Source organism: Shimia sp. R10_1 (assembly GCF_017744095.1).
Classification (GTDB): Bacteria; Pseudomonadota; Alphaproteobacteria; order Rhodobacterales; family Rhodobacteraceae; genus Shimia.
Genome location: NZ_JAGHQX010000008.1, coordinates 219,473 through 245,255, shown reverse-complemented (window position 1 = coordinate 245,255; position 25,783 = coordinate 219,473). Strand labels below are relative to the sequence as shown.

The window sequence follows — 25,783 nt, the reverse complement described above, 5'->3', positions numbered from 1 at the left end:
CAGGTGGGAAAAGAGAAAGGCCGCTCGGTTGAGCGGCCTTGGTGTTCTGGGCTGGCGTTGTGTGCCTTAAATTCCGGGGTGCTCCCGCGAAGGCTGCGCCGTTCGCTTTCGCGCACTGCTTGAAGATGGACTAGTCGTCCATCTTCAAGGCTGAGATAAACGCCTCCTGCGGAATATCCACCTTACCAAACTGGCGCATCTTTTTCTTACCGGCTTTCTGCTTGTCCAGAAGTTTGCGCTTCCGGGTGGCGTCGCCGCCGTAACACTTGGCGGTCACGTCTTTGCGCAGCGCGCTCAAAGTCTCACGGGCGATGACTTTGCCGCCGATGGCCGCCTGGATCGGGATCTTGAACATGTGGCGCGGGATCAGGGTTTTGAGCTTTTCACACATCGCCCGGCCGCGCATTTCGGCCCGATCACGGTGCACCATCATGGAAAGCGCGTCCACCGGCTCGTCGTTCACCAGAACGGACATCTTCACGAGATTGTCTTCGCGGTAGCCGGTCATCTGATAGTCAAAGGAGGCATAGCCTTTGGTCACAGATTTCAGACGGTCGTAGAAGTCAAACACCACCTCGTTGAGCGGCAGGTCATAGACACACATGGCGCGGGAGCCAGCGTAGGTGAGATCTTCCTGAATGCCGCGACGGTCCTGACAGAGCTTGAGCACGTCACCGAGGTATTCATCCGGCACAAGGATGGTGGCCTTGATGCGCGGCTCCTCAAGGTGGTCGACCTTGGACATGTCGGGCATGTCGGCGGGGTTGTGCAGCTCGATCATCTCGCCGTCTTTCATATAGACGTGATAGATCACCGAAGGCGCGGTGGTGATGAGCTCGATGTTGTATTCACGCTCAATCCGGTCGCGGATCACTTCGAGGTGCAGAAGGCCGAGGAAGCCGCAGCGGAAGCCAAAGCCCAGCGCGGCGGAGGTTTCCATTTCAAAAGAGAACGACGCGTCGTTCAACGCCAGCTTATCGATGGCGTCGCGCAGGTCTTCGAACTCCGCGCTATCGACGGGGAAGAGGCCACAGAAGACCACCGGCTGCGCAGGCTTAAAGCCCGGCAGGGCCTCTTCGGTGCCGTGGCGGTCATTGGTGATGGTGTCGCCCACGCGGGTGTCACGCACCTGTTTGATGGAGGCGGTCAGAAAGCCGATTTCGCCGGGGCCGAGGCTGTCCACCATCTGCATTTCGGGGCGGAAGACGCCGACGCGGTCCACCGAATGCAGTGTGCCGTTTGACATGAATTTGACGCGCTGGCCCTTTTTCAGTGTGCCGTCCATGATGCGCACCAGAACGATCACGCCGAGGTAGGCGTCATACCAGCTGTCCACCAGCATGGCTTTGAGCGGCGCATCCAGATTGCCGGTTGGCGCGGGCAGGTCTTTGACGATGGCTTCGAGCGTTTCGTGGATGCCCTGACCGGTTTTGGCGGAGACTTGAATGGCGCCGGTGGCGTCGATGCCGATGACGTCTTCGATCTGTTCAGCGACACGGTCACAATCAGAAGCCGGCAGGTCGATCTTGTTGAGCACAGGCACCAGCTCGTGATCGGCCTCAATCGCCTGATAGACGTTTGCGAGCGTCTGCGCCTCGACACCTTGGGTGCTGTCCACCACAAGGAGCGAGCCCTCAACCGCTTTCATGGAGCGGGAGACCTCATAGGCGAAGTCGACGTGGCCGGGGGTGTCGATGAGGTTGAGCACATAGGTCTCCCCATCATCGGCCTTGTAGTCGATGCGCACGGTGTTGGCCTTGATGGTGATGCCGCGCTCACGCTCGATGTCCATGCTGTCGAGCAGCTGTTCTTTCATATCGCGGTCTTCCACCGTGCCCGTCTCTTGGATGAGGCGGTCAGCAAGGGTGGATTTACCGTGGTCGATGTGGGCCACGATGGAGAAATTGCGGATTTTGGACAGATCGGTGCTCATGATGCGGGATATGATGGGGAATCTTGTCTTGGTCAAGCAGCGCTGTAGGGTGCGGGGCGGGATATTTGAGAGATTTGGGAAAATCAGGTGATTGATGAAGGCACAGTAGACGTTGTGGATGAGGCATTTAGAGAATTTGACGATGACTATATCAAACTCCATCAAAGCGCTCGTGAATTGTTAACCGTAAGGAGCGCATTGAGAAATTTCTTCGATCCAAGCTTCGGCTCTCAAATGGATGTCAGTTCAAGATACTTGTTTCCTGTTTGCCGCTACTTGATCCAAAGCCTATGTTTTTTGAAGTATGGACATGCTGGCATGCGTGAAAGGTTAGCAAATGCGATCGAATTCGCGGCGAAAGACGATCCGTTTAATCTCGCGCACAACACCGTAGCTTATTCAGCTGCGCAGACGATTATTGATCGCAGTCCTCAAGCCAACCTAGATCTCTTTCATGCAGTGGGTATTAGTTACGCTAGCTTCGCAAGAAACCAGAATAGTACAGCTAGTGAGCATACAATCAACAGCGGCTATGAAGCTAACTTCAACTATGACACGGCTGTCGCCCAAGTGGCAAAAGCGAGCCATCTAGATTGCAAAATAGATCTTAAGCGGCTCTTTGACACTCCTCTATGGCATAGTTTCGGCGAGCCTATAGAGAGGGACACAAACATCAACGCTTACAAGAACTTCCATGTAGCCCCGGCTTTCGCGTTTTGGCGAAACTGGTACCAAGGTTTCGTGGACGGAGCCCCCATCAACTGGGAGCTTCAACGCCGCGTTGCGCTGATCCCAGACCCTATTTGGGACGCTGGCCCTGAGGCCGTCGCTCAAGTTATTCGAGAAATTGAGGCGGAATTTGCTGGGCCTGCCCCGCTCGCAGACGCGGAGCTTCGCACACATGTCGCGTATTTGCTCAGCAACCCAATTCTGACAGAAGCCACCGCTCTTAATGGTGCAGAGATCATTGAGCGGGCGATTGCGGATTATCTGCGCGAGGCGCCTGCGAATTGTTTGCCTGAGGAGCTGCGACATCTTGAGGCTCTGCCGCAGCACTTCAAAGCCATTGCGCGTGTGATCGGGAATCAAACCGGCGACGACGAAAAGGAAACCCAGCTCATTGATGAGATTTCCAAGCTGCATGCGCGTGTGGCTGAGCTGGAAAAGGAACTGGCCGTTGCCAAGAGCAAGGAATTGAAAGGCGTGATTTCGCAAGAGGCTGCGAAGGCGTTTGGGAAGAGCATTGGCAGCCCGTATTTCTATGGTGGCGTCGCCATGGGCGTCAGCTATTTCTTTGGCGTATCTCCAAGTGACATGACGTTTGAGAACCTGCGTGGCTATGTCGGCGAGCTATTGCGTGCCAATTCAGAGGGCACGAACCCTTCGCCATCATACCTGCCATCAAGCACAGACGTTTAGTCAATACACCAAGAGCCGCGCCAGACCCTGGGAGGAAGCGAATGCGCCCTCCCGTGGGGAGGGTCGGGCGCGGCTCGGCTTTGCCGAGCTGATGAATGCTATAATTTGCCCCTCAACGCCAAGAGTGGCGCTCCATGTAGCCAAACGCCTCAGCCCCCTCCCCCGATCATGCGTTTGTGAGCGTTGTGACAGGCTCTTGTCACCGCGACAGAAAGAAAATAGAACGCGCTGCTCTTGAACCTGCCCTTGGCAGACCCAAGATTCTGGACCAATCATACTTCGAATATTAAGCTACCCGGGGCAGAGGTGCTCAGGCCGCTAACTGTCAGGGAACTTCTTACATGCGCCGTCGTTTGACCACTTTGATGTGTGCAGATCTGGTGGGGTACTCCACCCTCATGGGCGAAGATGAAGCGCTTGCCGTGGCCTCTGTTCAGGAGCTGCGCAACGAGCATTTGGAGCCTGTGGCCAAAACCTATGGCGGTGAGGTGCTCAAACGGATGGGGGATGGCTGGATTCTGTCCTTCCCCGGCGTAGAGGCCGCATTGGATTGCGCCGAAGAGGTGCAGAGCAGCCTCGCAGAGCATAAGGTGATCAAGCTGCGCATCGGCTGTCATGTGGGCGAGATTGTCGAAGATGAGGCGGATTTCTATGGCAATGGGGTCAACATCACCCAGCGGATTGAGACCGAAGCGCCGCCCGGTGGGGCGATGTTCTCGGAGGATCTGTTCCGTCAGCTGTCAGAAAACCGCCAGCAGGAGCTGAGCGACGTGGGGGTTTTCAACCTCAAAAACATCGCGACTCCGATGCGGCTCTATCAGTGGCGGCCTGCAAATCTGACCACCGCGCCCAACAAAGGGTCCCTGCCCTCCATCGGGTTTGAGGATTTTGTTGCGGCGCCCGCCACCCCCGACAGCAGCGCCCTGGCCCAAGATCTGCACGACGGCATGGTGCAAATGTCGATGAAGCGCACGGGCATCACCACGGTGGATGCCGCCAGTGTCGAAGGCACGCCCACGCTGTTTCTGACCCATGGGCGGCTGCGGGTGTCCGGCACGCGGGCGCGTTTCACAGTGTCGCTGATCCTGCGCCGCGATATGACCACGCTGTGGACGCAAAGCTATGATGGCGATGTGGTTGATCCTTTTGCCTTTGTGGATGAGATCCTGCCTGTGGTGAGCTCTGATCTGCGGCTGCAGACCATTCAATATGATGGCAACCGCTTGGCGCATCTGAAGAATTCACAGCTCAGCGTGTCTGAGCTGCGGGCGCGGGCGGCAGGGCTGTTTTTCAAACAGACTGTCCAGTCCTGGGAAGAAGGCTATGCCGCCTTGGACCGCGCAGTACAGCTGAGCCCGACCGACGGCATGTCGCTCGCCATGCGGGCGCAGAGCCGACTGAACCTGAGCACTATCAAATATGAAACGCTGAGCGCAGCGGCGCTTGCCCAGATTGGGCGTGATCTCGACCTCGCGGTGGCGGAATCGCCCAACAGCGATTTTGTGTTCTGGGCGCGGGGGGCCTATCGGCTGCGCGTCTTGCAGGATTTTCAGGGCGCGGCGGCAGATATTGAACATTCCCGCCAGATCAATCCGACCTTCCTCGGCTTTGTCGATCTGATCACCCAGCTGGCCCTGTTGCAGGGGCAGCCGCAAAAAGCAATTGAGGCCCTGTCCACCTATTCGCAAATGACCAGCAATGATCCATTCCGCGTGACGCGCCTGTCGTTTACCGCACGGGTGTATCTGGCCGCAGGAGATTATGCGATGGCGCGGATGACCGCGCGCGAGGCGGCTGATCTGCGCCCTATGGACCGCGGATTGCAGCTGCTCAAAGCGTTGACCAGCCAAAAGGCCGGCGACCAACAGGGCCTGCAAGAGGCCCGCGCGGCGGCAGCAGCGCTGCCAAAGGAGCCTTCCATCGCGATCAACCAGCTGACGCTGCCTGAGGATATGGGCTGGATCAACGACGCGCTGCATCCGCAGGCCGATCCGGTTTAGGCGCGCCGCAGTCGCCGGGCTGCCCACCAGCTGAGTGCCGACATAAGTGCGGCGGTGAACAGGCAGAGCCACAGCCCGCCAATCTGGTAGCTGAGACCTGACAGCAAGGTGCCGAGCAGCCGCCCGGCGGCGTTGGACATATAGTAAAACCCCACATCCATGGTGACCCGTTCGTCTGACGTGAAGGCGAGGATCAGGTAGCTGTGGACCGAGGAGTTCACCGCAAAGACAAAGCCAAACACCAGAAGCCCCGCAATCAGGATGGCGGTGAGCATGGCGGAGGTGTCCAGCAGCAGCACGGCGGCGGTGAGCGCCATCGGGATCAGGGTGAGGTAGCCAACCCAGGTGATGGCTTTGCCAACCACCTCATCGGTGCTGGCATTGGCGGCTTTCAGGATACGGGGCGCGTTGCCCTGCACCGCACCGTAGAGGATGATCCAGACCGCCATGAAGATGCCGATGATGAAGAAGGCTTCGCGGCGGCCCTCGGCGGTGCCATCAGAAAGCACCGCGTTGAAATAGACCGGGATGCCGACCACAAACCACACGTCGCGTGCCCCGAACAGGAACATACGCGCAAGGCTGAGGCGGTTCACATTGGGGTCTTTGGAGAAGACCTGCGAGAACTTGGCTTTTTGGGAGCCCTGCGGCAGGCCTGAGGGCATGAAGGTCACCACCCCTGCGAGGATCACCGCGAGGATGATGGCCATGCCCCAGACCGAGGCCTGAAAGCCCCAGAGGGCGAGCAACGCAGCGCCCAGAAAGAAGCCGCAGCCTTTGACCGCGTTTTTGGAGCCTGTGAGCAGCGCGACCCAGCGGAAAAGCCCGCCGCCCTCTTTGGGGGCGAGCAGTTTGACCGCTGATTTGGAAGACATCTTTGAGAGGTCTTTGGCCACGCCAGACGCGCCCTGCACGCACATCACAAAGATCACGGAGGCGGTGACACCCCATGCGGGATCAAGCTGTGCCAGAGCGATCAGGGCGGCGATCTGGATGGTAAGGCCCGCATAAAGCGTGGAGGTCAGACCAAAGCGCGCGGCAATCCAGCCCGCAGAAAGATTGGTGACAATGCCCATAACCTCATACAGCAGGAACAGATAGGCCAGCTGGATCGGGGAGAAGCCCAGCCCGTTGAAATGCAAAAGCACCAGCATCCGCAGCGCGCCATCGGTGAGCATAAAGGCCCAATAGGCGGCGGTGACGGTGATATAGGCGGCGAGGCCGTCTGGTTTCTGGGTCTGTGCGTTGGTCATGGCGTATCCAGAGGGCAGCGCCCGTCACGGGGGGGCGTGAAGCGCTCTACAGTTTTGTTGTGGCGCGCCTTCGGCGCGACGGGGAGGGTCCCTTTCGGGAGCTTGTTTCACAAGCCCCTACCGGGCAATGGGGCGCGGTCCGGCTGTGCCGCACCAATATTGACCCTTAGAGGCTGGCCAAAACCATGCGGGTGACATCGGCCAGACGGAAGGCATAGCCCCACTCGTTGTCATACCACGCATAGACCTTCACATGGCGGTTGTTGACCACACGGGTGGAGAGCGCATCTACTATGGTGGAGCGGTCATCATTGGTGAAGTCGCAGCTCACCAGAGGGCGGGTTTCATAGCCCAGAATGCCGTTCAGCTCACCTGCGGCGGCCTCGGCAAAGTAGGCGTTGACCTCCTCGGCGGTGGTGTCGCGGCTTACGTCAAACACGATGTCGGTGAGCGAGGCATTCAGCAGCGGAACGCGCACGGCGTGGCCGTCGATCTTGCCCTCCATGTCGGGGAAGATCTGGATGATCGCCTTGGCGGAGCCGGTGGTGGTCGGGATCAGGGAGTTGAGGGCAGAGCGGGCGCGGCGCGGGTCTTTGTGGGCGCGGTCCACGATGGTCTGCGTGTTGGTCACGTCGTGGATGGTGGTGAAGCTGGCCTGCTCGATGCCCAGTTTCTCACGGATCACCTTCACAATCGGCGCGATGCAGTTGGTGGTGCAGGAGGCGGCGGTGATCACCTTGTGGGTGGTCGCATCGTAGGTGGCGTCATTCACGCCGTAAACGATATTGGCCACATCGTCTTCTTTCACAGGGGCGGAGACCACAACCTTTTTCACGCCCGCGTCAAAGTAGGGCTGCAGTTTGGCGTTGGTTTTGAACACGCCGGTGCAATCCACCACCAGATCAACGCCCAGCTCTTTGAGCGGGAGCTCTTCGATGGACCAGGCTTCGGTTTTGCGCATCTGGTGGCCGTCGATGGTGATGCTGCTTTCATCATAGGCGAAATCGGCGCGCCAGCGGCCGTGCACGGTGTCAAACTCCAGAAGATGCGCGTGCAGCTCGGCATCGCCGGAGGGGTCGTTGAGCAAGACGATTTCGGCATCCAGACCGAGGTCGAAGAAGCTGCGGATCACCAGCTTGCCCATGCGGCCAAGGCCATTGATTGCGATTTTGGTCATAAATCAGATCCTTCAGGATTGTGTTGGAAACCAGCCGCGGGTGCGGTTGGCGAAAGCGACAAGGCTGAGCATCACGGGCACCTCCACCAGCACACCGACAACGGTGGCGAGCGCGGCACCCGAGCCAAGGCCGAAGAGCGAAATGGCCACGGCCACCGCCAGCTCAAAGAAGTTTGACGTGCCAATCAGCGCGCAGGGGGCGGCGACCTCAAACGGCACCTTCCAGAGCCGGGCCGCACCATAGGCGATGAAGAAGATGCCGTAGGTCTGGATCAGCAGCGGGATGGCGATCAGCAGAATGTTGAAAGGCTGGCTCAGAATGGTCTGCGCCTGAAAGCCAAAGAGCAACACAACGGTCAGCAGCAGGCCGCCCACGGAGCTGGGACGCAGGCGGTTGCGGAAGGCCTCCACCGCAGCCTCACCGCCCTGCCCCATCAGACGCTTGCGGGTGATGTAGCCCGCCACCAGCGGCAGCAAGATGTAGAGCACGGCAGACAGGATCAAGGTCTCCCATGGCACGGTGATATTGGTCACGCCAAGCAGGAAGGCCACGATGGGGGCAAAGGCAAAGACCATGATCACATCGTTCACGCTGACCTGCACCAGCGTGTAATTGGCATCACCCCGCACAAGGTTTGACCAGACAAACACCATTGCCGTACAGGGTGCCGCGCCGAGAAGGATCACGCCTGCGAGGTATTCGCTGGCCGTGTCCGGGTCGATCCAAGCGGCAAAGACATGTTCAAAGAACAACACGCCCAATGCGGCCATGGTGAAAGGTTTGATCAGCCAGTTGACCACAATAGTGATCACCAGCCCTTTGGGTTTGCGCCCCACACCAGCGAGCGCGCCAAAATCAATGCCCACCATCATCGGGTAAACCATGGCCCAGATCAGCACGGCCACAGGCAGGTTGACGGAGGCCACTTCCAGACCCGCCAGAGCCCCAAAAACACCGGGCATAAAGCTGCCAAGCGTCAGGCCCGCTACGATGGCCAGTGCCACCCAGAGCGACAGCAGGCGCTCAAAGGTGCCGAGGCCTGCGTCCAGTTGCGCGCTGTGATCTGTCATAGCTTTGTGTCCCTTAACATCCACAAGTGAGATCTTCGATCAGCGGCTGGCACAATTCGGGTCGCCCGCCGCAGCAGTCTTCAAGCAAAAAGCCCAACAGCCCGCGCACGCCCTCTGTGTTGGCGAAATAGCGAATACTGCGGCCTTCGCGCTGATTGCGCAACAGGTCGGCCTGCAGCAGAACCGCGAGATTGGCAGACAGCGTGTTTTGCCGCACCTCCAGCGCCTCTGCGATTTCCCCTGCGCTCAGGCCAGCCTCTCCAGCTTGAATAAGCAGGCGAAAAGCATCCAGACGCGTGGGCTGCGACAGGGCGGCAAAGGCTGAAAGAGCTGATATCTTATCCATAGTTCATGAATTATGGATATATTGAAAAGAACGCAAGTGAGTCTTTGCCTGCGCCTCATGAAACTTTGATGACAGAAGGACGCAGGTTAGCCCCGTACGTCGATGGGGCGATCCTCCAGCATGGTCTCCATCGAGAAATAGCCGGTGACCGTATCCAGCTCAAACCCCGTGGTGAGGCGGCGATAGACTTGGTCATAGCCGCCCATGCCGGACGTGACGATCTTCAGCATATAATCCCAATCCCCACCGATGCGGTGCATCTCCAGCACCTGTGGGATGAGCGAGACATGGCGCTTAAAGCTTTCCGCCCACTCCACCGAGTGGTTGCGGGTGCGCACCATGACAAAGACGGTCAGATCCAGCCCCAGCGATGCCGGGTCGATCCGCATGCGCGCGCCCTGCAAAACGCCATCCTCTTCCAATCGCTTGAGTCGCCGCCACAGCGCGTTTTGGGACAAACCAACACGCTCCGCCACTTCTCGCTGAGAGAGTGAGGCGTCGCGTTGCAATACGTCCAGAATATTTCGATCAATCACGTCCATCTGAGACTATTTATAGATCATATGACAACACATATCCATAAATTATGCAAAAAAAGGAGCAATTTATCTACTGAAACCGGGGCATAACCTCTGAAACACCAAAAAAGAGGCTTCATATGTCCACGCTCACCGCTCCCTTCGATCACTTCGCCGCACAGCTCACCGCGGTGCAAAACCCTATGGACGCTTTACAGGCGGGGTTGATTGGTGGGGACATGATGATCGACACACCCTATGGGCCGCGCAAGCTGGTGTATGCGGATTATGTGGCCTCGGGGCGCGCGCTGCGTCAGGTCGAGAGCTTTGTGCTGGAAAATGTGCTGCCTTACTATGCCAACACTCACACCGATGCCTCTTTCTGCGGGGCGCGTATGGGGCAGCTGCGCGAAGGGGCGCGGGCTGTGGTGGCGCGGCACTGTGGGGCGCGTGATGGCGAACATGCGGTGATCTTTGCCGGCTCAGGGGCCACAACGGGCCTCAACCAGCTGGTGCATATGCTGCAGGTGGGCGCGGGCGACACTGTGCTGGTGGGGCCTTATGAGCATCACTCCAACCTGTTGCCATGGCGCGAAAGCGGCGCGAACGTTATAGAAATCCCCGAAGGCGCCCTGCCCGGCCCGGATCGTGCAGCACTGACAAAGGCGCTGGCGGAACACAGCCTGACTGGGCGTGTCATCGTGGCGATGAGCGCAGCAGCCAATGTGACCGGCGTGTGCACGGATGTGGCGGCCGTGACGCGGCTGGTGAAAACCTATGGCGGCGTGATGATCTGGGACTATGCGGGCGGCGGGCCATATCTGCCGATGCAGATGACCCCGGCAGAGGGCGCGGAGATTGATGCGCTGGTGTTTTCTGCACACAAGTGCATTGGCGGGCCGGGCGCAAGCGGTGTGCTGGTGGTGCGCGAAGACGTGGTGCGCGCAGCTGTCCCATATCGCCCCGGCGGCGGCACCGTGGCTTTTGTGAACGCCCGCCAGCATGATTACGTGGCCCCGCTGGCCCAGCGCGAGGAAGGCGGCACCCCCAATGTGGTGGGTGACATCCGCGTGGCGCTGGCGCTGGTTGTGAAAGAGGTGATTGGCGCAGAGATGCAGAGCCGCAATGCGGCGCTGACGGCGCGGGCGTTTGACGTTTGGAGCTCAAATGCAAATCTGCATGTGCTGGCGCCGGAACGCACCGAGCGGTTGCCGATCCTGTCGTTTGTGCCGCTCGACAGCACCGGCGCGCGGATTGATCACAACGCCTTCACCCGCGCACTGTCAGAACGCTACGGCATTCAGGCACGCGGCGGGTGTTCTTGTGCGGGGCCTTACGTCCACCACCTGCTGCAGATTGATGATGCGAATTCTGCGCATATCCGCGACGACATCCTGCAAGGTCCAGGGGCAAGCAAACCGGGGTTTGTGCGCCTGAACCTGAGTGTGCTTATGTCTGATGCGACCGTGGAGTTCATCCTTCAGTCCGTCGCGGAGCTGGCGCAGGGTTGGGGCGTGGAAACTCCGCAGGCTCTGGCAGGCTAACCCTCTGATCACAGCGTGGTGGCGCGGTATTTGAAGGCACCTGAACCGCGCGCGATGATCTCTCCGGTTTCGTCAGAGATCGTGCTTTCGGCGAAGAAAGTTTTGGCGCCACCGCCGGTGCGCCAGCCTTCGGCGATCAACCCCTGCCCTTTGGGTCGGCTGAGGAAATTCGTTGTCATCGAAAGGGTTAGAGCCAGACGTTTGTGCGCCGGATCACCGGTGTAGCAGCCTGCAAAACCCATCACCGTGTCAAGCAGCGTGGCGTAGATGCCGCCATGCGGAATGCCTGCGCGGTTCATCAGATGCGGCGCAATCGGCAGCTCCAGTCGGGCATAGTCTACGTCCCAGTGGGTGATGCGAAACCCGAGATGCTTTTGCAGCTCGTAAGGGGTTTCTTCCAGAGCAGGATCGAGGGGCTTGTAGGTCATTTGTATTACTTTCGCAAGGTTGGTTTTGCCCGGCACCGCCGGGCTGCGCCTGCCTGCCCCTCGGCAGGCGCATTTGCGCCAGCCCAGGCAGGCTTCGCCCTATGTTGTTGCACGTATCAAACCGCTGTCAGACCACCGTCAATGGCGATCGCCTGTCCGGTCATGAAGCTGTTTTCAGGCGCATTGATCCAGAGCATGGCCTGCACCACCTCTTCGGGCTGCGACACCCGCCGCATGGGCACGCGGCTGGCGATATGGGTCATCGCGTCCTCACGTGACAGGCCCGCACGCTCCCCCACGGTCTCGGCCATCTCATCCACCATCGGCGTGGCGGAAAACGAGGGGCAAAGCGCATTCACGCGAATGCCGCGGGTGGCGTTTTCATCGGCGGCGGCTTTGGTCATGCCGACCACCGCATGTTTGGCAGCTGCGTAAAGGGACAACTGGCCCGCACCGACAAGCCCCGCCGCAGAGGCCACATTGAGAATGGCCCCCGCGCCCGCCTGCTGCATCAGCGGGATCTGATACTTCATGCAGAGAAACACACCTTTGGCGTTCACATTCATCATCAGGTCAAAATCATCGACCGAAAGAAACTGCAACGGACGCACATCATGACCAATGCCTGCGTTGTTGATGCCCACATCCAGCGCGCGGAAGGTTTGCGCGATGCGTGCCACATGGGCGGCGACTTGCGCCTCTTCTGCCACATCCACCACGTCAGACACCACCTCAACACCCTGCGATTGCAGGTTTTCCACAACCTCAGCCAGTTGATCGCCATGGATGTCAGACAGGCCCAGCTTGGCCCCTTCCGCAGCAAAACGCTGCGCCGCCATCGCACCAAAGCCGCTGGCCGCACCGGTGATCATCACCACTTTGTCTTGAAACATTTTACCCACGTTTTACCGCCTCCAATCCGGCTTGCGCAAACATCGGCACAAAGCTGCCCAGTTTGGCGGCGCGTTCGGGATCAGAAGCATTGCCATCCAGCGCGCGTTTCTTCACGCCTTGGATGATCGCGCCCATACGGAAGAAACAAAACGCCAGATAGAAGCCGAATTTCTCAATCCCCGGCAGCCCCATGCGGGCGCAATACTGGGCGATGAAATCTTCGTCGCTGGGCAGACCAAGAGCCGCGCGGTCCACACCGGCCAGCCCGCGGCCCTCATGGCCCGGCGGCATCTGCCACTGCATGATCACCGCCGCCAGATCGGCGTAAGGATGGCCAATGGTGGAGAGTTCCCAATCAAGCACCGCCACCACTTCGGGACGGTCTTTGGCAAAGAGCATATTGTCGATCCGGTAGTCGCCATGCACCAATGTGCGCTTTCCGTCATCGGCCGGCAAATGGGTGGTGAGCCAGTCGATCAACTCATCCATCTGCGGCAGGGTTTCTGTTTCAGAGGCGCGGTACTGCTTGGTCCAGCGGCCCAGCTGGCGCTCAAAATAATTGCCTTCGGGGCCATAGTCAGAGAGCCCAACGGCATCAATGTCAACCGAATGAATGGCGGCCAGAACGCGGCCCATTTCGTTGATCACCGCTGCCCGATCAGATTCAGACAGCCCCGGCAGGCGTGGGTCATCAAAGCTGCGCCCTTCCACAAAATCCATCACGTAGAAGGATGAGCCGATCACAGCGTCATCTTCACACAGCAGATGCATTTTGGCGACCGGCACATCTGTGTCCGCAAGCGCCTTTTGCACGCGGAACTCCCGATCCACCGCATGGGCAGATTTCAGAAGCACCCCCGGCGGCTTGCGGCGCAGTACATATTGCCCTGTGGGGGTGTCGAGTTTGAACGTGGGGTTGGACTGACCAATATCAAACTTGGTGGCCGTGATGGGGCCGGAAAAGCCATCCAGATTGTCAGACAGCCATCGCGCCACGGCAGCGGTGTCCAGTTGGGTTGCGTCCATTGTTTCCTCCCTCAGAGCCGCTTGCGCTATGCCCTGCCCTCTCTAGCTATAGGTGAGCATCTCGCCTTCATTGTGCCCGTCAATGTGCGGGGTCTCGTTAAACCCATTGAGCCACTCCTGCCCTTTGGCCATCACGATGCGCGCCACGGCGCAGTTTTTCACCTGCAATTGCAGCAGGATCATTTGTTCTGCCGGCGCATCCAGTACATCGGCGACCGTGCGCCCTATGGCCCCTCCGGAGCTGACCGCAAGCGGGGTTTTGGCCCCGGAGGCGGCGACAAGGGCGCGGGCCTGTCGCACGCGGTTGGTGAAGGCAGCAAAGCTTTCCGGCGGATTTGTAATCTCGTCGCGCTGCCATTCCAGCACCGTATCGCGTAAGATCCGAAAATGGGTTTTGCGGTCGGTGTGCAGATCAGCGGGTTTGTCGGCGCGCCCGGCAAAACGCGCCTCCAGCAGACCGGCAAAGTCAAATTCGTTCCACCCCGGCACCACAGTCGGGGTGAGCCCCGTGCCCAGCGCGCGTTCAATACCGTCCCAGGTCTGACGGTGGCGTTTCTGCCCCCCGATAAAAACCTGGTCAGGCTTTACACCCTGACGTTTAAGGGCCGCGCCCAGCGCCTCGGACTGGCGATGCCCGAGCTCTGACAGATTGTCATAGTCAGCAGCCCCGAAACTCGCCTGCGCGTGGCGGATGAGGTGGAACATCTGGCTCACTTCATGCGGTCCTGCAGTCGTGCCCAAGCCGCGATGTACTCACGCTCCAGACGGTCCACGAGATTTGACACGGGGCCAACTTCTTTGACCGCGCCGATGCCCTGACCGGAGCCCCAAATGGTTTTCCATGCCTTTGGTTTTTCGCGATCTCCGCCAAAATCCATATCTTTGGCGCTGCCCAGTGGCAGATTGTCCGGATCCATACCTGCGTTTTTGACGGAGCCTTTGAGGTAGTTGCCCCAGACACCGGTGAAGAGCGAAGAATAAACAATGTCATCCGCGCCACTGTCGACAATCATGTCCTTGTAGCCCTGCACCGCGTTGGCTTCTTCCGTCGCAATGAAAGGCGAGCCGATGTAGGCGAGATCTGCGCCCATGGCCTGTGCGGCCAAGATGGAGGAACCTGTGCTGATGGAGCCAGACAGCAGCAAGGGACCATCAAACCATTCCCGGATCTCGCTGATCAGCGCGAGGGGCGATTGCGGCCCTGCGTGCCCACCAGCGCCAGCGGCCACCGCGATCAGGCCATCCGCCCCTTTCTCAATCGCCTTTTTGGCGAAGGTGTTGTTGATGATGTCATGCAGTGCAATACCGCCGCAGTCATGAGCGGCGTCATTGACCTCTTTGCGGGCGCCAAGCGAGGTGATCCAGACCGGCACCTTGTGTTTGTGGCACAACTCGATGTCACGCTCGAGCCGCGTGTTGGAACGGTGTACGATCTGATTGACCGCAAACGGGGCCGCGGGGCGATCCGGGTTTTCCTGATTGTGGCGGTCCAGCTCTTCGCGGATCTGCGTGAGCCAAGTGTCCAGAAGTGGGTGGTCGCCCTCGCCTTCACGTGCGTTGAGTGCGGGGAAACTGCCTATGATGCCTGCCTTACACTGGGCAATGACCAGTGCGGGTACGGAAATGATGAAAAGCGGAGAGGCCACTGCGGGAATGCGCAGACCCTGAAGCGCTTTGGGAAGGTGGCTGTCACCAGACATGAAAAACTCCTGTGTTTGGTGGCAGGATAAGGCCGCGAATGGCGCAGACAAACAAGAGCTTGGCAAAGTAACATGACGTCACATTGGATCTGCCTTGGCGGAAGCCTGAGGGCAGACAAGGGCGTCTATGCCTACGGCGGGGATATTTGACGAATGAAACGGCGCAGCTTAGCGCAGAAATTGCCGGATGTGGCGCGCCACTTCGGCGGGCTTTTGATGCAGCAGCCAGTGATCTGCACCCGTGAGCGAAACACGCGTGAGATCGTCGCAGAAATCCTCCAGACCGGCATGGCAATCTGGCAAGAGCGCGGTGTCCTCTTCCCCCCAGAGCAACAGGTGGGGCATTGGCACGCGCAAGGTATGGGCGGGCCATTGCGGCAACGCCGCTGGTGGCAACGGCTGGCCGGGGGCGGCAACTTTGAGGTTTGAGGCGCGATACCAGTTGACCATGCCGCGCACCTGATCCGCTGTCCCCCAGGCGGCACGATAGGCGGCCACTTTGCCCGCATCCATCCACGACATGTCCATATGCTCTGAAAACAGGGACATCATGCGCAAATGGTTGTTTTCTGTGAGCTTGACCTCAGACCCTTCCGCGCGCAGCCAGTTGATGTATTGGCTGGCCTTTGATTGCGCCCCGCCCGCCGCCAACGCACGCTGAAATGGGATCGGATGCACGCCGTTGGCGATGATCAGACGCTCAAACAGCGCTGGATGCCGGAAGGCAAGGCCATAGGCAACGGCCGCGCCCCAGTCATGGCCAAGCACAGCGGCGACGGGTTTGTCAGGGCTGTAATGGCGCAGGATGGCGGCGGCATCTGCAACAAGCGCGGCTGGGGCGTAGTGATCGACCTCTGTGGGGCGCCAGCTTTGGCCGTAGCCACGCTGATCCGGGGCGACGAGGAAAAAACGCTCCTCCAGATGGGGGACCAGATCGTCAAAGGCGCCGGCGTATTCGGGAAAGCCGTGCAGACACAGGATCACTGGGGCCTGAGGATCGCCGGCCACGCGGATATGATACGCGTGACCGTTGAGTGCTATGAACTGGCTACCCGCCAAATCACACCATGTCAGGCAGTTTGTAATCGGCAAACTGTTTGCGCAGGGTGAGCTTTGAGACTTTGCCTGTGGCGGTCATCGGCAGCTCTTCTACAAAGACCACATCGTCCGGCAATTGCCACTTGGCGAAGTGCTCTTCGAGCAGGGCCATGAGCTCGCTGATCTCGGGCTTACCCTCAGGCGACGGCACCACCACCAGAAGCGGGCGTTCATCCCATTTGGGGTGCGCCACCGCGATCACTGCGCAATTGGCCACCTTCGGGTGCGCCATGACGGTGTTTTCCAGATCGAGCGAGCTGATCCACTCGCCACCGGATTTGATCAGGTCTTTGGCCCGGTCGGTGATGGTGAGATAGCCATGGCTGTCAATCGTGGCCACATCGCCAGTGCCAAACCAGCCATCCGCGTCAAAGGCGCCTGCGTTGGCCTCGTCATTTTCAAAATAACCCGATGTGATGTTGTTGCCGCGCACAAACAGCTCGCCAGCGGCTTCGCCATCGTGGGGCAGAGGCTTGCCATCCTCATCGACGATTTTCAGATCGACGCCAAAGATACGGCGGCCCTGTTTTGATTTGATCTCCACCCGCTCTTCAAGGCTGCGGTCTTCGAGATGCACTGGCAGATTGCCCATGGTGCCAACCGGGCTCATCTCAGTCATGCCCCAGGCGTGGCAGATGTCGATGTTTTGCTCTTCAAAATAGGTGATCATGCTGGCAGGCGCTGCGGAGCCGCCAATCACCAGATGGCTCAACCCATTGGGCATGCGGCCCTGTTTTCGCATTTCGCCCTGCAACCCCAGCCACACTGTTGGCACACCCCAAGCGGAGTAGACGTTTTCATCTTCCATCAGCTTAAACAGGCTTGGCCCATCCAGAGCGCCCCCCGGGAAGACCAGAGACGCGCCGGTGAGCAGCGCGATATAGGGCAGACCCCAGGCGTTGACGTGAAACAGCGGCACAACCGGTAGAATGCGTTTGCCCGGCTGACAGACTTTGGGCAGGGACAGCCCAACTGTCATCGCATGCAGCACGGTGGAGCGATGGGTGTAAAGCGTGCCCTTGGGATTGCCCGTGGTGCCAGAGGTGTAGCAAAGCCCAGCCGCGGTGTCTTCTGACAGGTCGGGCCAATCAAAGACGTCTGCCTGCGCCTCAAGCAGCTCTTCATAGCAGAGGAAATCGCCCTCGGGCATGTGAGCGCGATCCGTCATCACCACCACTTTGAGCCCCTCTGGCCATTGCGCACGCAGTGCGTTGACCAGCGGCACAAAGGTGGTGTCCACAAACAGCATGGTGTCTTTGGCGTGGTTGACGATGTAGCTCATCTGTTCTGCAGACAGGCGCGGGTTGATTGTGTGACACACGCCCCCTGCACCGGAAATGGCATAGTATAGCTCCAGATGGCGGTAGCCGTTCCACGCCAGCGTCGCGATACGGTCACCAACCTGCATGCCTTCGGCCTTCAGCGCATTGGCGAGGCGGTTCACACGTTTGGCCATATCCGCGTAAGTCTGGCGGTGCAGGTCACCTTCTGTGCGAACAGAGACAACCTCTGCTGTGGGGTGAATTTCGGCTGCATATTTGAGAATGTCCGCAATGTTGAGCGGACGCATCATCATAGACCCTAGCATGTAGGCCTCCCTGCCTTGAGATGTTGTGTCGGTTGCGAGCATAGGCGCAAGCACAAGGCAGTTGAAAGATAGGTTGCAAAATGCCGCTACGTCGCTCAACTCAACATATTGAACTTGTTAATTTTATTTTTCACCACACCCATTTGCCGCGCGCCTCCCCAATCTGTGCAAATCTGCACAATCTGCGCGCGGTTCTGGCGATGTTCAGGCAAGACTGCAGCGCCTATTTTGAGGGGGAAAGGAGAGACATCATGTCGATCAGACCTGTTTTGGAAACGCGCAAAGCCATTCCTGCCAGAGAAGGGGCTGGCGTGCATCTGCATCGCGCCTTTGGGTTTCAGGATCCCGAAGAGCTTGATCCCTTCCTGATGATGGATCACTTCCGCAACGATGATCCCCGCCTTTATCAGGCCGGATTTCCGTGGCACCCGCATCGCGGCATTGAAACCATCACCTATGTGATTGATGGCGCAGTGGAACATCAGGACAGCCTTGGCAACACCGGAAATCTGGGTGCTGGCGATGTGCAATGGATGACAGCGGGGCGCGGGATTTTGCATCAGGAGATGCCCACCCCCGATGCCAACGGCGTGAACCATGGGTTTCAGCTGTGGGCGAACCTGCCGCGCGATCTGAAGATGACCGATCCGCGTTATCAGGATGTGACAGCGCGCGAGATCCCGGAGATCATGGAAGATGACGGCACCAAAGTGCGCGTGGTCATTGGCAGCTTCTGGGGGCAGACCGGCCCGGTGGATGGCATTGCCGCCGATCCGATGTTTCTGGATGTGACTGTACCAGCGGGGGTGAAGAAGACCTTCCCGATCGACACACGGCGGCGCGCCTTTGCCTATGTGTTTGAGGGGGATGCAGCCTTTGCTGATGCGAGCCAACCCAGCGGCGTTTTGCTGGAGAAGGATATCGCCGGCGAAGAGGTCAACATCCGCGATATGAGCGGGGACCGCACACTGGTGCGCTTTGGCAATGGCGATGAGGTCACGGTGCAGGCCGGCGAACAGGGCGTGCGCTTTCTGCTGATTTCCGGCCAGCCCATTCAGGAGCCGGTGGCCTGGCACGGCCCGATTGTGATGAACACGCAGGCAGAGCTGCAGCAGGCTTTCGCAGAGCTGCGCAATGGCACCTTCATCAAACCGGCGCATTGACGAAGCGGAGGGGGAAACCCCTCCGTTTTTCAGCCAGAAACGCCTACGGCTTGACGCACCATATCCCAGTAGATCTGTTCAACTTCCTCAAGCGACAGGCGGCCGCCTTCGCGAAACCAAGTGTTCACACCAGTGAGCATGGCAATCACGGCCATGGCGGTGATTTTTGGATCCGCCACTGTGAAATCACCGCTTTCGACACCCGCGCGCAGGATCGCCTCCAGCTGATCTTCATAGGCGCGGCGCAGGGCCTCGATGGCGGCAAAGTTGTCCGGGCTGAGGTTGCGCAGCTCCATATAAGCGATGAACACTTCATCAGGGCGCTCTGAGTGAAACCGCAGGTGCAACCGGGTAAAGGTTTCCAAGGCGGCCACGGGGGAGGTTGGCGCATCCAAGCTGGCACGGGTTGCGAGCAGCTCATCCATGTGGTTTTTCATCAGATCAAACAGCAGGCTTTGCTTGTCTGGCGTGTAGTTATAGAGCGCCCCCGCCTGCACGCCGACCTCGCGGGCAATCTGGCGCATAGAGACAGCGGCGTAGCCGTGTTGCGCAAATAAAGAGAGTGCCGCCGCGCGCACACGCGGGCCAGTGATATCGGAGTGGGAGCCTTGGGTTCTTGCCATACCGGCCAATTTAACTGAACAAATGTTTCTTTAAAAGGCCACTTTGACGCAGACAAAGCCCCTGAGGTGGCTTGTGTCTTTGGCCGGGGCTGGGCCATAACAAGGCGACGCAGAAAAAGGGCCACGCGCGTGACAATTCAGATCAAAATGCGCCTTTTGGGGATCTTATGCGCCACGGCTCTGGCGGGCTGCGGCACGGTCCCCGGGCTGGATACCGCTGTTTCCAAAGAAGTGGAAGCCGCGCCATACCCGGACCTTCTGCCGATGCGCGACTTGCCCCGAGCGCCACAACAGCGCCTCACAGACACCAGCGAGGAAGAGATCGAGGCGCGCGGTGCGCGACTTCAACGGCGCGCGCGTGACCTGCAATAAGCCATATCGCCACCGTGACGCGTTGCGCCCCGGCGCATGAGCGGCTACACGGCAAGGCGATACAGCAGACCACTCCAACCATAATCGAGGTAGTGCTTCATGACCGATGCGCAGAACAGCAACCCCAATACCACACCGCTCCGTCTTGGGATTGCCGGATTGGGCACCGTGGGCGTGGGTGTCGTTAAGATTGTACGCCAGAAAGCCAATCTGCTGGCCGCGCGCACAGGTCGCCCGGTAGAAATCACCGCGGTGAGTGCCCGCTCCAAAAATAAGGACCGGGGTGTGTCGCTGGCAAACTATGCCTGGGAAGACGATCCTGTCGCTTTGGCAAAGCGCGATGACGTGGATGTTTTTGTCGAGCTGATGGGCGGTGAAGACGGCCCTGCGAAAGATGCCATTGAAGCTGCCCTTGCGCTTGGCAAAGATGTTGTCACTGCCAACAAGGCCCTGCTGGCCCATCACGGTCAGGCACTGGCAGAAGCCGCAGAAGCCAAAGGCGCGGTGATCCGCTTTGAGGCGGCTGTGGCAGGTGGCATTCCGGTGATCAAATCGCTGACCGAAGGGCTGGCCGGCAATGACATCACCCGGATCATGGGCGTGATGAACGGCACCTGTAACTACATCCTGACCCGCATGCAGGATGCAGGGCTTCCTTATGAGGAGGTCTTTGCCGAAGCGGACGCGCTTGGCTATCTGGAAGCGGACCCCAACCTTGACGTGGGCGGGATTGATGCGGGGCACAAACTGTCGTTGCTGTCCTCCATCGCCTTTGGCACCAAGGTGGATTTTGACGGCGTTGAGCTTGAGGGCATCCAGCGCATTTCGATTGAAGACATCCATCAGGCCGCCGAGCTGGGCTACAAGATCAAACTGCTGGGCGTGACCCAGATGACGGGCCGCGGTCTTGAGCAGCGCATGTCGCCCTGCCTTGTGCCCGCAGACAGCCCATTGGGCCAGCTGACTGGTGGCACCAATATGGTGGTGATCGAAGGCGACGCTGTGGAGCAGGTTGTGCTGCGCGGCCCCGGTGCAGGCGAAGGCCCCACCGCCAGCGCGGTGATGGGCGATGTCTGTGACATTGCGCGTGGCTTCCGCCTGTCAACCTTTGGCATGCCCGCAGCGCAACTCGCCACAGCAACCGCCGCACGATCCAACTCGCCTGCGCCGTTCTATCTGCGCCTGACGCTGGAAGATCGCCCCGGCGCGATGGCAAAGATCGCCACCGCGCTTGGCGACAATGGCATCAGCATCGACCGGATGCGCCAGACCCGTCATGACGACAAGCACGCCCCTGTCCTGATCGTGACCCACAAAACCCAGCGTGCGGCGCTGGACGCGGCCATAGAAGCCATGCAATCCACCGGAGTGCTTGCAAATGCGCCGGTAGCGTTGCGGATTGAACAGGTTTGAAATTTGAATGGCGCGCCCCTCTTGTGAGCGCGCCGCCCCTACGTTAGTCGATACTTAAGTTTGTACATAAGGATCCTCCCATGTCCCAAAAGCCGGAATTTCACGACCGTATGCTGTCCCTTGGTTTGGCCCGCGTGGCTGAACAGGCGGCGATTGCCTCCGCTGCCCTGATCGGCAACGGCGATGAGAAAGCCGCAGACCAAGCCGCTGTGAACGCCATGCGCGAACAGCTCAACCTTCTGGACATCGCCGGTGTTGTGGTGATCGGTGAGGGCGAGCGCGACGAAGCGCCGATGCTGTTCATCGGCGAAGAAGTGGGCACCGGCAACGGCCCCGGCGTGGACATTGCGCTGGACCCGCTGGAAGGCACCACGCTGACCGCCAAAGACATGCCCAACGCGCTGACCGTGATTGCCATGGGCCCGCGCGGCTCCATGCTGCACGCGCCAGACACCTATATGGACAAGCTGGCCATCGGCCCGGGCTACGCGGAAAACGTTATCTCGCTGGAAATGAGCCCGAAAGAGCGTGTGGAAGCCCTGGCCAAGGCCAAAGGCTGTGACACCTCCGACATCACCGTCTGCATTCTGGAGCGTCCGCGCCACGAAGACATGATCGCCGAAGTGCGCGCCACCGGTGCCTCCATCCGCCTGATCACCGATGGTGACGTGGCTGGCGTGATGCACTGCGCCGAAGCCGAAGAAACCGGCATCGACATGTATATGGGCCGCGGCGGCGCACCTGAAGGTGTTCTGGCAGCGGCGGCGCTGAAATGCATGGGCGGTCAGATGTGGGGCCGTCTGGTGTTCCGCAACGATGACGAGCGCGCCCGTGCCGCCAAGACCGGCATCACCGATCTGGACCGCATCTATTCCCGCGACGAGATGGTCACACAGGATGTGATCTTTGCCGCAACCGGCGTGACTGGCGGCTCTCTGCTGCCGCGCATCAAGCGCACCCCGGGTTGGATCGAAACCGAGACGCTGCTGATGCGCTCCAAGTCTGGTTCCGTGCGTCGCATGACCTACCGCGCGCCGATCGATCAGACCGCTTGATCGCAGCACGCTCCACTGATTGACTGGGCCAAAGCGCCCCTCACGGCCCGCCTCTTTGGCGGGCCTTTTGATAAGATGAAAGCCCTGCCCATGACCGACTTCCTTGGTGTATCCGAAAGCCTGACCGGACGACGCTGGCTGGGGCCGGATGTGGAGGCCACCCGCGCCGCTGAGCTGCTGGCGCAGGACACCACCCTGCCCCCTGCCCTTTGTGCGGTGCTGGCACGCCGCGGGGTGACAGCGGCGGAAGCGGAGAGCTTTCTGGAGCCGCGACTAGCTGACCTGTTGCCCGACCCACGCAGCATCAAAGACATGCAGAGCGCCGCCGCGCGTTTCCTGCAAGCGGTGCGCAAACGTGAGCGCATCGCGGTGTTTGCCGATTACGACGTGGATGGCGGCACTTCTGCGGCGCTCTTGATCACATGGCTGCGTCATATGGGGCTTCAGGCAACAATTTATGTCCCAGACCGCATTGATGAGGGCTATGGCCCCAATGAGGCCGCAATGGCGCAGCTGGCCGACACGCATGACCTGATTATCTGTGTGGACTGTGGCACGCTCAGCCACGACCCGATTGCCGCAGCCAAAGCCGCAGATGTGATCGTGCTCGACCACCACTTGGGCGGCGAGACTCTGCCGGATTGCGTGGCCGTGGTGAACCCCAACCGACAGGATGAAAGCGGCGATCTCGCCCATCTCTGCGCGGCGGCGGTGGTGTTTCTCATGCTGGTGGAGGCCAACCGCCAGATGCGCGAGGCGGATGGCACGCGCGGGCCGGATCTGATGGCGATGCTTGATCTGGTGGCGCTTGGCACCGTGGCCGATGTGGCCCCCCTCGTGGGCGTGAACCGCGCGCTGGTGCGTCAGGGCCTGAAGGTCATGGCGCGACGCGACCGCATAGGAGTTGTCGCGCTCTCTGATGTGAGCCGCATGGACAGCGCCCCCAACAGCTATCACCTCGGCTTTCTGCTGGGGCCACGCGTGAATGCTGGTGGACGCATCGGGCAGGCGGATCTGGGCGCGCGTCTTCTTTCTACAGACAACGAACAAGAAGCCCGCGCGCTGGCCGAGCGGCTGGATGAGCTTAACACCGAGCGGCGCGACATTGAGGCCGCTGTGCGCGCCGCCGCCATGGCACAGGCTGAGAAACGCGGGCTGGATGCGCCGCTGGTCTGGGCCGCCGGCGAAGGCTGGCACCCCGGCGTGGTCGGCATTGTCGCCTCCCGCCTGAAAGAGGCCACCAACCGCCCCGCCATTGTGATCGGGCTTGATGGCGATGAAGGCAAAGGCTCTGGCCGCTCTGTCTCTGGCGTGGATCTTGGGGCTTCGATCCAGAAACTGGCAGCAGAGGGCCTGCTGATCAAAGGGGGCGGGCACAAAATGGCAGCCGGGCTGACCGTGGCACGTGATCAGCTGGAGCCCGCCATGGCACGGCTCACAGAGCTGATGGCCAAACAGGGCGCAGGCGACATGGGCCCGGCGGATCTGAAACTCGACAGCCTGCTGATGCCAACCGGAGCCACAGTGGAGCTGATCAGTGACATTGAGAAGGCAGGCCCGTTTGGGGCTGGGGCCCCGGCCCCGCGTTTTGCCTTCCCGGATGTGGAGATTCGCTTCACCAAACGGGTGGGCGAAAGCCATCTGAAACTGACATTTGGCGACGGATTCGGCGCCCGCATCGATGCCATTGCCTTTGGCGCTTATGACACCCCGCTGGGGGCAGCATTGGAATCACACGGCGGTGCGCGATTCCATCTGGCAGGCCGTCTGGAGATCAACACATGGGGCGGTCGCCAGTCTGTGCAACTGCGGCTGGAAGACGCCGCAAGAGCCGCCTGAACCTCGGTTTGCCCTGTATATACTGGGGCAAGCCATGCCGTGTGACAGCCGGTGTAGCCCCCTCAATACCTGCCCAAACGGCTTTCCGAAAAAAAACGTACATAGGCTCAAATTTCCGCTTGCGCCCATCCGCGCCATTCACTAGATACGCCTCACGCTTCAGCGCGTCCCGTTCGTCTATCGGTTAGGACGCCAGGTTTTCAACCTGGAAAGAGGGGTTCGATTCCCCTACGGGATGCCAGAAGCGGGGTATGGGGATTTTATCTCTGACGCGCCCATAAAGAGCGTCCCGTTCGTCTATCGGTTAGGACGCCAGGTTTTCAACCTGGAAAGAGGGGTTCGATTCCCCTACGGGATGCCACTTTATCTTTCACAAAAAAGAAAAGAATACTGGCACAAGCACTGCTGACTAGTCAGCTATGCGCCCCAATTCTTGTCTGGATTTTTGGCACACAGCCGCAGCGTGCAGACTCTTCATTAACCATTCCTCGTTATTTCTGGCTTCCATCGAAGGTCTTTTAACGGAATCAGATTCGGCACCCACGCGCCGACCTCCGCAGATCCTACGAGGGGGACAAAATGAGTAAGACACATCTGTCTGTATGGGTGCTTCCCAGAGGTGCAGGCCGCAAATCCGCCCGTTCTGAGCGCATCAGAACACGTGCAGGGGCCTTCATCGTGGCCAGCTGCAAAGATGCGGAACAGGCCCTGCTGCCGCCGCCATCCGGCAATCTCAATCGCCGAATCTGGCCCCACACGTCACCAAATGGGCCGACCCTAAAAATCCGCGCCTGAGGCCGCCTCTAAGGCTGCACAGGAGGCACATCCACCGCCGGTGCGCTGGGTTTGATATCCAGCAACGGTGTGCCGTCAAAACAATCGATGGCATCAATGCCAATCCGGCCCGCCGCGAGATCCAGTGATGTGATCCGCACCGCCGCCAGCGAAATCGGATTGGGCCGATTGGGAGAGCGCAGCGCAAATGTGCCCTGTGCCTCTGGCTTATGTCGTGGCCGCTGGGTGATCAGATCGCGCCGCGCCTGATGCATCCAGTAAAACAGCAAAATCCCATCCCCCAAAGACAGCCCAGTCAGACCTTCGGCAAAGCCCGGCTCCAGAGTGATTGATGCCCCCTGCCCGCTTTCCCGCGCGCGGGTCACATTCTTGGGACAATCGCCGCGCTGCCACGGGGTGTGAATGCGGCCAATGAAGCGCAATTGGGCATCCACGCGCTCCAGCGGATCAAATTCCAGCTGGCTTTCACCATCACGCAATTCAGGCAGGGTGTCAGACATGGTGCGCTCCTCGGCTATTTGCAGGCAT

Annotated in this window: 24 protein-coding genes and 2 tRNA genes; 11 read left to right on the top strand and 15 right to left on the bottom strand. The window is 59.7% G+C overall.

The window, feature by feature from the left end; genetic code table 11:
• Positions 1-130 precede the first annotated feature (130 nt).
• A complete protein-coding gene (gene lepA / locus J7413_RS16065) occupies positions 131-1,933 on the bottom strand; it encodes a translation elongation factor 4 (RefSeq protein WP_209100008.1) in 1,803 nt (600 codons plus the stop codon).
• A gap of 87 nt (positions 1,934-2,020) precedes the next feature.
• On the opposite strand from lepA, the gene J7413_RS16060 reads away from it, so the two are divergent.
• On the top strand, positions 2,021-3,352 hold the full coding sequence (locus J7413_RS16060) for a hypothetical protein (protein WP_209099998.1): 1,332 nt from the start codon (positions 2,021-2,023) through the stop codon (positions 3,350-3,352).
• Between the two features lie 341 nt (positions 3,353-3,693).
• A complete protein-coding gene (locus J7413_RS16055) occupies positions 3,694-5,352 on the top strand; it encodes an adenylate/guanylate cyclase domain-containing protein (protein WP_209099996.1) in 1,659 nt (552 codons plus the stop codon).
• On the opposite strand, the gene arsJ is transcribed toward J7413_RS16055, so the two are convergent.
• The 5 genes from arsJ to J7413_RS16030 form a co-directional block, all read right to left on the bottom strand.
• Positions 5,349-6,605: an organoarsenical effux MFS transporter ArsJ gene (gene arsJ / locus J7413_RS16050; protein ID WP_209099994.1), complete on the bottom strand. Its 1,257-nt coding sequence runs from the start codon at positions 6,603-6,605 to the stop codon at positions 5,349-5,351. The genes J7413_RS16055 and arsJ overlap by 4 nt on opposite strands.
• A 166-nt stretch (positions 6,606-6,771) precedes the next feature.
• Positions 6,772-7,782 (bottom strand): ArsJ-associated glyceraldehyde-3-phosphate dehydrogenase, encoded by a 1,011-nt coding sequence (locus J7413_RS16045; protein WP_209099992.1) that lies wholly within the window; start codon positions 7,780-7,782, stop codon positions 6,772-6,774.
• Between the two features lie 12 nt (positions 7,783-7,794).
• Positions 7,795-8,853 (bottom strand): ACR3 family arsenite efflux transporter, encoded by a 1,059-nt coding sequence (gene arsB, locus J7413_RS16040; protein ID WP_209099990.1) that lies wholly within the window; start codon positions 8,851-8,853, stop codon positions 7,795-7,797.
• Between the two features lie 13 nt (positions 8,854-8,866).
• Positions 8,867-9,199 (bottom strand): metalloregulator ArsR/SmtB family transcription factor, encoded by a 333-nt coding sequence (locus J7413_RS16035; RefSeq protein WP_209099988.1) that lies wholly within the window; start codon positions 9,197-9,199, stop codon positions 8,867-8,869.
• 86 nt (positions 9,200-9,285) lie between these two features.
• Positions 9,286-9,741, bottom strand: a complete 456-nt coding sequence (locus J7413_RS16030) for an Lrp/AsnC family transcriptional regulator (RefSeq protein ID WP_209099986.1) — start codon at positions 9,739-9,741, stop codon at positions 9,286-9,288.
• Positions 9,742-9,857: 116 nt separating this feature from the next.
• Here J7413_RS16030 and J7413_RS16025 point away from each other — a divergent pair, with 116 nt between their 5' ends.
• Positions 9,858-11,261: an aminotransferase class V-fold PLP-dependent enzyme gene (locus J7413_RS16025; protein WP_209099984.1), complete on the top strand. Its 1,404-nt coding sequence runs from the start codon at positions 9,858-9,860 to the stop codon at positions 11,259-11,261.
• A gap of 8 nt (positions 11,262-11,269) precedes the next feature.
• Here the strand turns inward: J7413_RS16025 and J7413_RS16020 are convergent, their stop codons facing one another.
• The 7 genes from J7413_RS16020 to J7413_RS15990 form a co-directional block, all read right to left on the bottom strand.
• Positions 11,270-11,689, bottom strand: coding sequence for a PaaI family thioesterase (locus tag J7413_RS16020; RefSeq protein WP_209099982.1), 420 nt, complete (start codon positions 11,687-11,689; stop codon positions 11,270-11,272).
• A 116-nt stretch (positions 11,690-11,805) separates the two neighbouring features.
• Entirely contained in the window at positions 11,806-12,582 is a 777-nt protein-coding gene (locus J7413_RS16015) for an SDR family oxidoreductase (RefSeq protein WP_209099980.1), read from the bottom strand.
• Between the two features lies 1 nt (position 12,583).
• A complete protein-coding gene (locus J7413_RS16010) occupies positions 12,584-13,609 on the bottom strand; it encodes a phosphotransferase (protein ID WP_209099979.1) in 1,026 nt (341 codons plus the stop codon).
• Positions 13,610-13,651: 42 nt separating this feature from the next.
• On the bottom strand, positions 13,652-14,314 hold the full coding sequence (locus tag J7413_RS16005) for a histidine phosphatase family protein (RefSeq protein WP_209099978.1): 663 nt from the start codon (positions 14,312-14,314) through the stop codon (positions 13,652-13,654).
• Positions 14,315-14,319: 5 nt separating this feature from the next.
• Positions 14,320-15,309: a nitronate monooxygenase family protein gene (locus J7413_RS16000; protein WP_209099977.1), complete on the bottom strand. Its 990-nt coding sequence runs from the start codon at positions 15,307-15,309 to the stop codon at positions 14,320-14,322.
• Between the two features lie 168 nt (positions 15,310-15,477).
• Positions 15,478-16,317 carry an alpha/beta hydrolase gene (locus J7413_RS15995; RefSeq protein WP_348538767.1) on the bottom strand — a complete coding sequence of 280 codons (840 nt, stop codon included), beginning with the start codon at positions 16,315-16,317 and terminating at the stop codon, positions 15,478-15,480.
• Between the two features lie 52 nt (positions 16,318-16,369).
• Complete coding sequence (locus tag J7413_RS15990; RefSeq protein WP_209099975.1) at positions 16,370-17,995, bottom strand: long-chain-fatty-acid--CoA ligase; 1,626 nt, start codon at positions 17,993-17,995, stop codon at positions 16,370-16,372.
• A gap of 251 nt (positions 17,996-18,246) precedes the next feature.
• On the opposite strand from J7413_RS15990, the gene J7413_RS15985 reads away from it, so the two are divergent.
• Positions 18,247-19,158, top strand: coding sequence for a pirin family protein (locus J7413_RS15985; RefSeq protein WP_209099974.1), 912 nt, complete (start codon positions 18,247-18,249; stop codon positions 19,156-19,158).
• Between the two features lie 29 nt (positions 19,159-19,187).
• Here the strand turns inward: J7413_RS15985 and J7413_RS15980 are convergent, their stop codons facing one another.
• Complete coding sequence (locus J7413_RS15980; protein WP_209099972.1) at positions 19,188-19,781, bottom strand: TetR family transcriptional regulator; 594 nt, start codon at positions 19,779-19,781, stop codon at positions 19,188-19,190.
• Between the two features lie 129 nt (positions 19,782-19,910).
• Between J7413_RS15980 and J7413_RS15975 the strand changes: the two genes are divergently transcribed.
• The 7 genes from J7413_RS15975 (at position 19,911) to J7413_RS15945 (ending at position 25,255) form a co-directional block, all read left to right on the top strand.
• A complete protein-coding gene (locus tag J7413_RS15975; RefSeq protein ID WP_209099970.1) occupies positions 19,911-20,153 on the top strand; it encodes a hypothetical protein in 243 nt (80 codons plus the stop codon).
• A gap of 99 nt (positions 20,154-20,252) precedes the next feature.
• A complete protein-coding gene (locus J7413_RS15970) occupies positions 20,253-21,566 on the top strand; it encodes a homoserine dehydrogenase (RefSeq protein WP_209099968.1) in 1,314 nt (437 codons plus the stop codon).
• An 80-nt stretch (positions 21,567-21,646) separates the two neighbouring features.
• A complete protein-coding gene (glpX, locus tag J7413_RS15965; protein WP_209099966.1) occupies positions 21,647-22,621 on the top strand; it encodes a class II fructose-bisphosphatase in 975 nt (324 codons plus the stop codon).
• A 90-nt stretch (positions 22,622-22,711) separates the two neighbouring features.
• Positions 22,712-24,460, top strand: a complete 1,749-nt coding sequence (recJ, locus tag J7413_RS15960; protein ID WP_209099964.1) for a single-stranded-DNA-specific exonuclease RecJ — start codon at positions 22,712-22,714, stop codon at positions 24,458-24,460.
• Between the two features lie 166 nt (positions 24,461-24,626).
• Positions 24,627-24,701 (top strand) — tRNA-Glu (locus tag J7413_RS15955).
• A gap of 45 nt (positions 24,702-24,746) precedes the next feature.
• Positions 24,747-24,821 (top strand) — tRNA-Glu (locus J7413_RS15950).
• Positions 24,822-25,039: 218 nt separating this feature from the next.
• On the top strand, positions 25,040-25,255 hold the full coding sequence (locus tag J7413_RS15945) for a hypothetical protein (RefSeq protein ID WP_209099962.1): 216 nt from the start codon (positions 25,040-25,042) through the stop codon (positions 25,253-25,255).
• Between the two features lie 8 nt (positions 25,256-25,263).
• On the opposite strand, the gene J7413_RS15940 is transcribed toward J7413_RS15945, so the two are convergent.
• Positions 25,264-25,755: an SAM-dependent methyltransferase gene (locus tag J7413_RS15940; RefSeq protein ID WP_209099961.1), complete on the bottom strand. Its 492-nt coding sequence runs from the start codon at positions 25,753-25,755 to the stop codon at positions 25,264-25,266.
• Positions 25,756-25,783: the final 28 nt, after the last annotated feature.

Bases quoted from the DNA above. Each gene is read 5' to 3' on its own strand.
- lepA (WP_209100008.1), bottom strand. From the start codon at position 1,933: ATGAGCACCGATCTGTCCAAAATCCGCAATTTCTCCATCGTGGCCCAC.
- J7413_RS16055 (WP_209099996.1), top strand. From the start codon at position 3,694: ATGCGCCGTCGTTTGACCACTTTGATGTGTGCAGATCTGGTGGGGTAC.
- arsJ (WP_209099994.1), bottom strand. From the start codon at position 6,605: ATGACCAACGCACAGACCCAGAAACCAGACGGCCTCGCCGCCTATATC.
- J7413_RS16045 (WP_209099992.1), bottom strand. From the start codon at position 7,782: ATGACCAAAATCGCAATCAATGGCCTTGGCCGCATGGGCAAGCTGGTG.
- arsB (WP_209099990.1), bottom strand. From the start codon at position 8,853: ATGACAGATCACAGCGCGCAACTGGACGCAGGCCTCGGCACCTTTGAG.
- J7413_RS16035 (WP_209099988.1), bottom strand. From the start codon at position 9,199: ATGGATAAGATATCAGCTCTTTCAGCCTTTGCCGCCCTGTCGCAGCCC.
- J7413_RS16030 (WP_209099986.1), bottom strand. From the start codon at position 9,741: ATGGACGTGATTGATCGAAATATTCTGGACGTATTGCAACGCGACGCC.
- J7413_RS16025 (WP_209099984.1), top strand. From the start codon at position 9,858: ATGTCCACGCTCACCGCTCCCTTCGATCACTTCGCCGCACAGCTCACC.
- J7413_RS16020 (WP_209099982.1), bottom strand. From the start codon at position 11,689: ATGACCTACAAGCCCCTCGATCCTGCTCTGGAAGAAACCCCTTACGAG.
- J7413_RS16015 (WP_209099980.1), bottom strand. From the start codon at position 12,582: ATGTTTCAAGACAAAGTGGTGATGATCACCGGTGCGGCCAGCGGCTTT.
- J7413_RS16010 (WP_209099979.1), bottom strand. From the start codon at position 13,609: ATGGACGCAACCCAACTGGACACCGCTGCCGTGGCGCGATGGCTGTCT.
- J7413_RS16005 (WP_209099978.1), bottom strand. From the start codon at position 14,314: ATGTTCCACCTCATCCGCCACGCGCAGGCGAGTTTCGGGGCTGCTGAC.
- J7413_RS16000 (WP_209099977.1), bottom strand. From the start codon at position 15,309: ATGTCTGGTGACAGCCACCTTCCCAAAGCGCTTCAGGGTCTGCGCATT.
- J7413_RS15990 (WP_209099975.1), bottom strand. From the start codon at position 17,995: ATGCTAGGGTCTATGATGATGCGTCCGCTCAACATTGCGGACATTCTC.
- J7413_RS15985 (WP_209099974.1), top strand. From the start codon at position 18,247: ATGTCGATCAGACCTGTTTTGGAAACGCGCAAAGCCATTCCTGCCAGA.
- J7413_RS15980 (WP_209099972.1), bottom strand. From the start codon at position 19,781: ATGGCAAGAACCCAAGGCTCCCACTCCGATATCACTGGCCCGCGTGTG.
- J7413_RS15970 (WP_209099968.1), top strand. From the start codon at position 20,253: ATGACCGATGCGCAGAACAGCAACCCCAATACCACACCGCTCCGTCTT.
- glpX (WP_209099966.1), top strand. From the start codon at position 21,647: ATGTCCCAAAAGCCGGAATTTCACGACCGTATGCTGTCCCTTGGTTTG.
- recJ (WP_209099964.1), top strand. From the start codon at position 22,712: ATGACCGACTTCCTTGGTGTATCCGAAAGCCTGACCGGACGACGCTGG.
- J7413_RS15945 (WP_209099962.1), top strand. From the start codon at position 25,040: ATGAGTAAGACACATCTGTCTGTATGGGTGCTTCCCAGAGGTGCAGGC.
- J7413_RS15940 (WP_209099961.1), bottom strand. From the start codon at position 25,755: ATGTCTGACACCCTGCCTGAATTGCGTGATGGTGAAAGCCAGCTGGAA.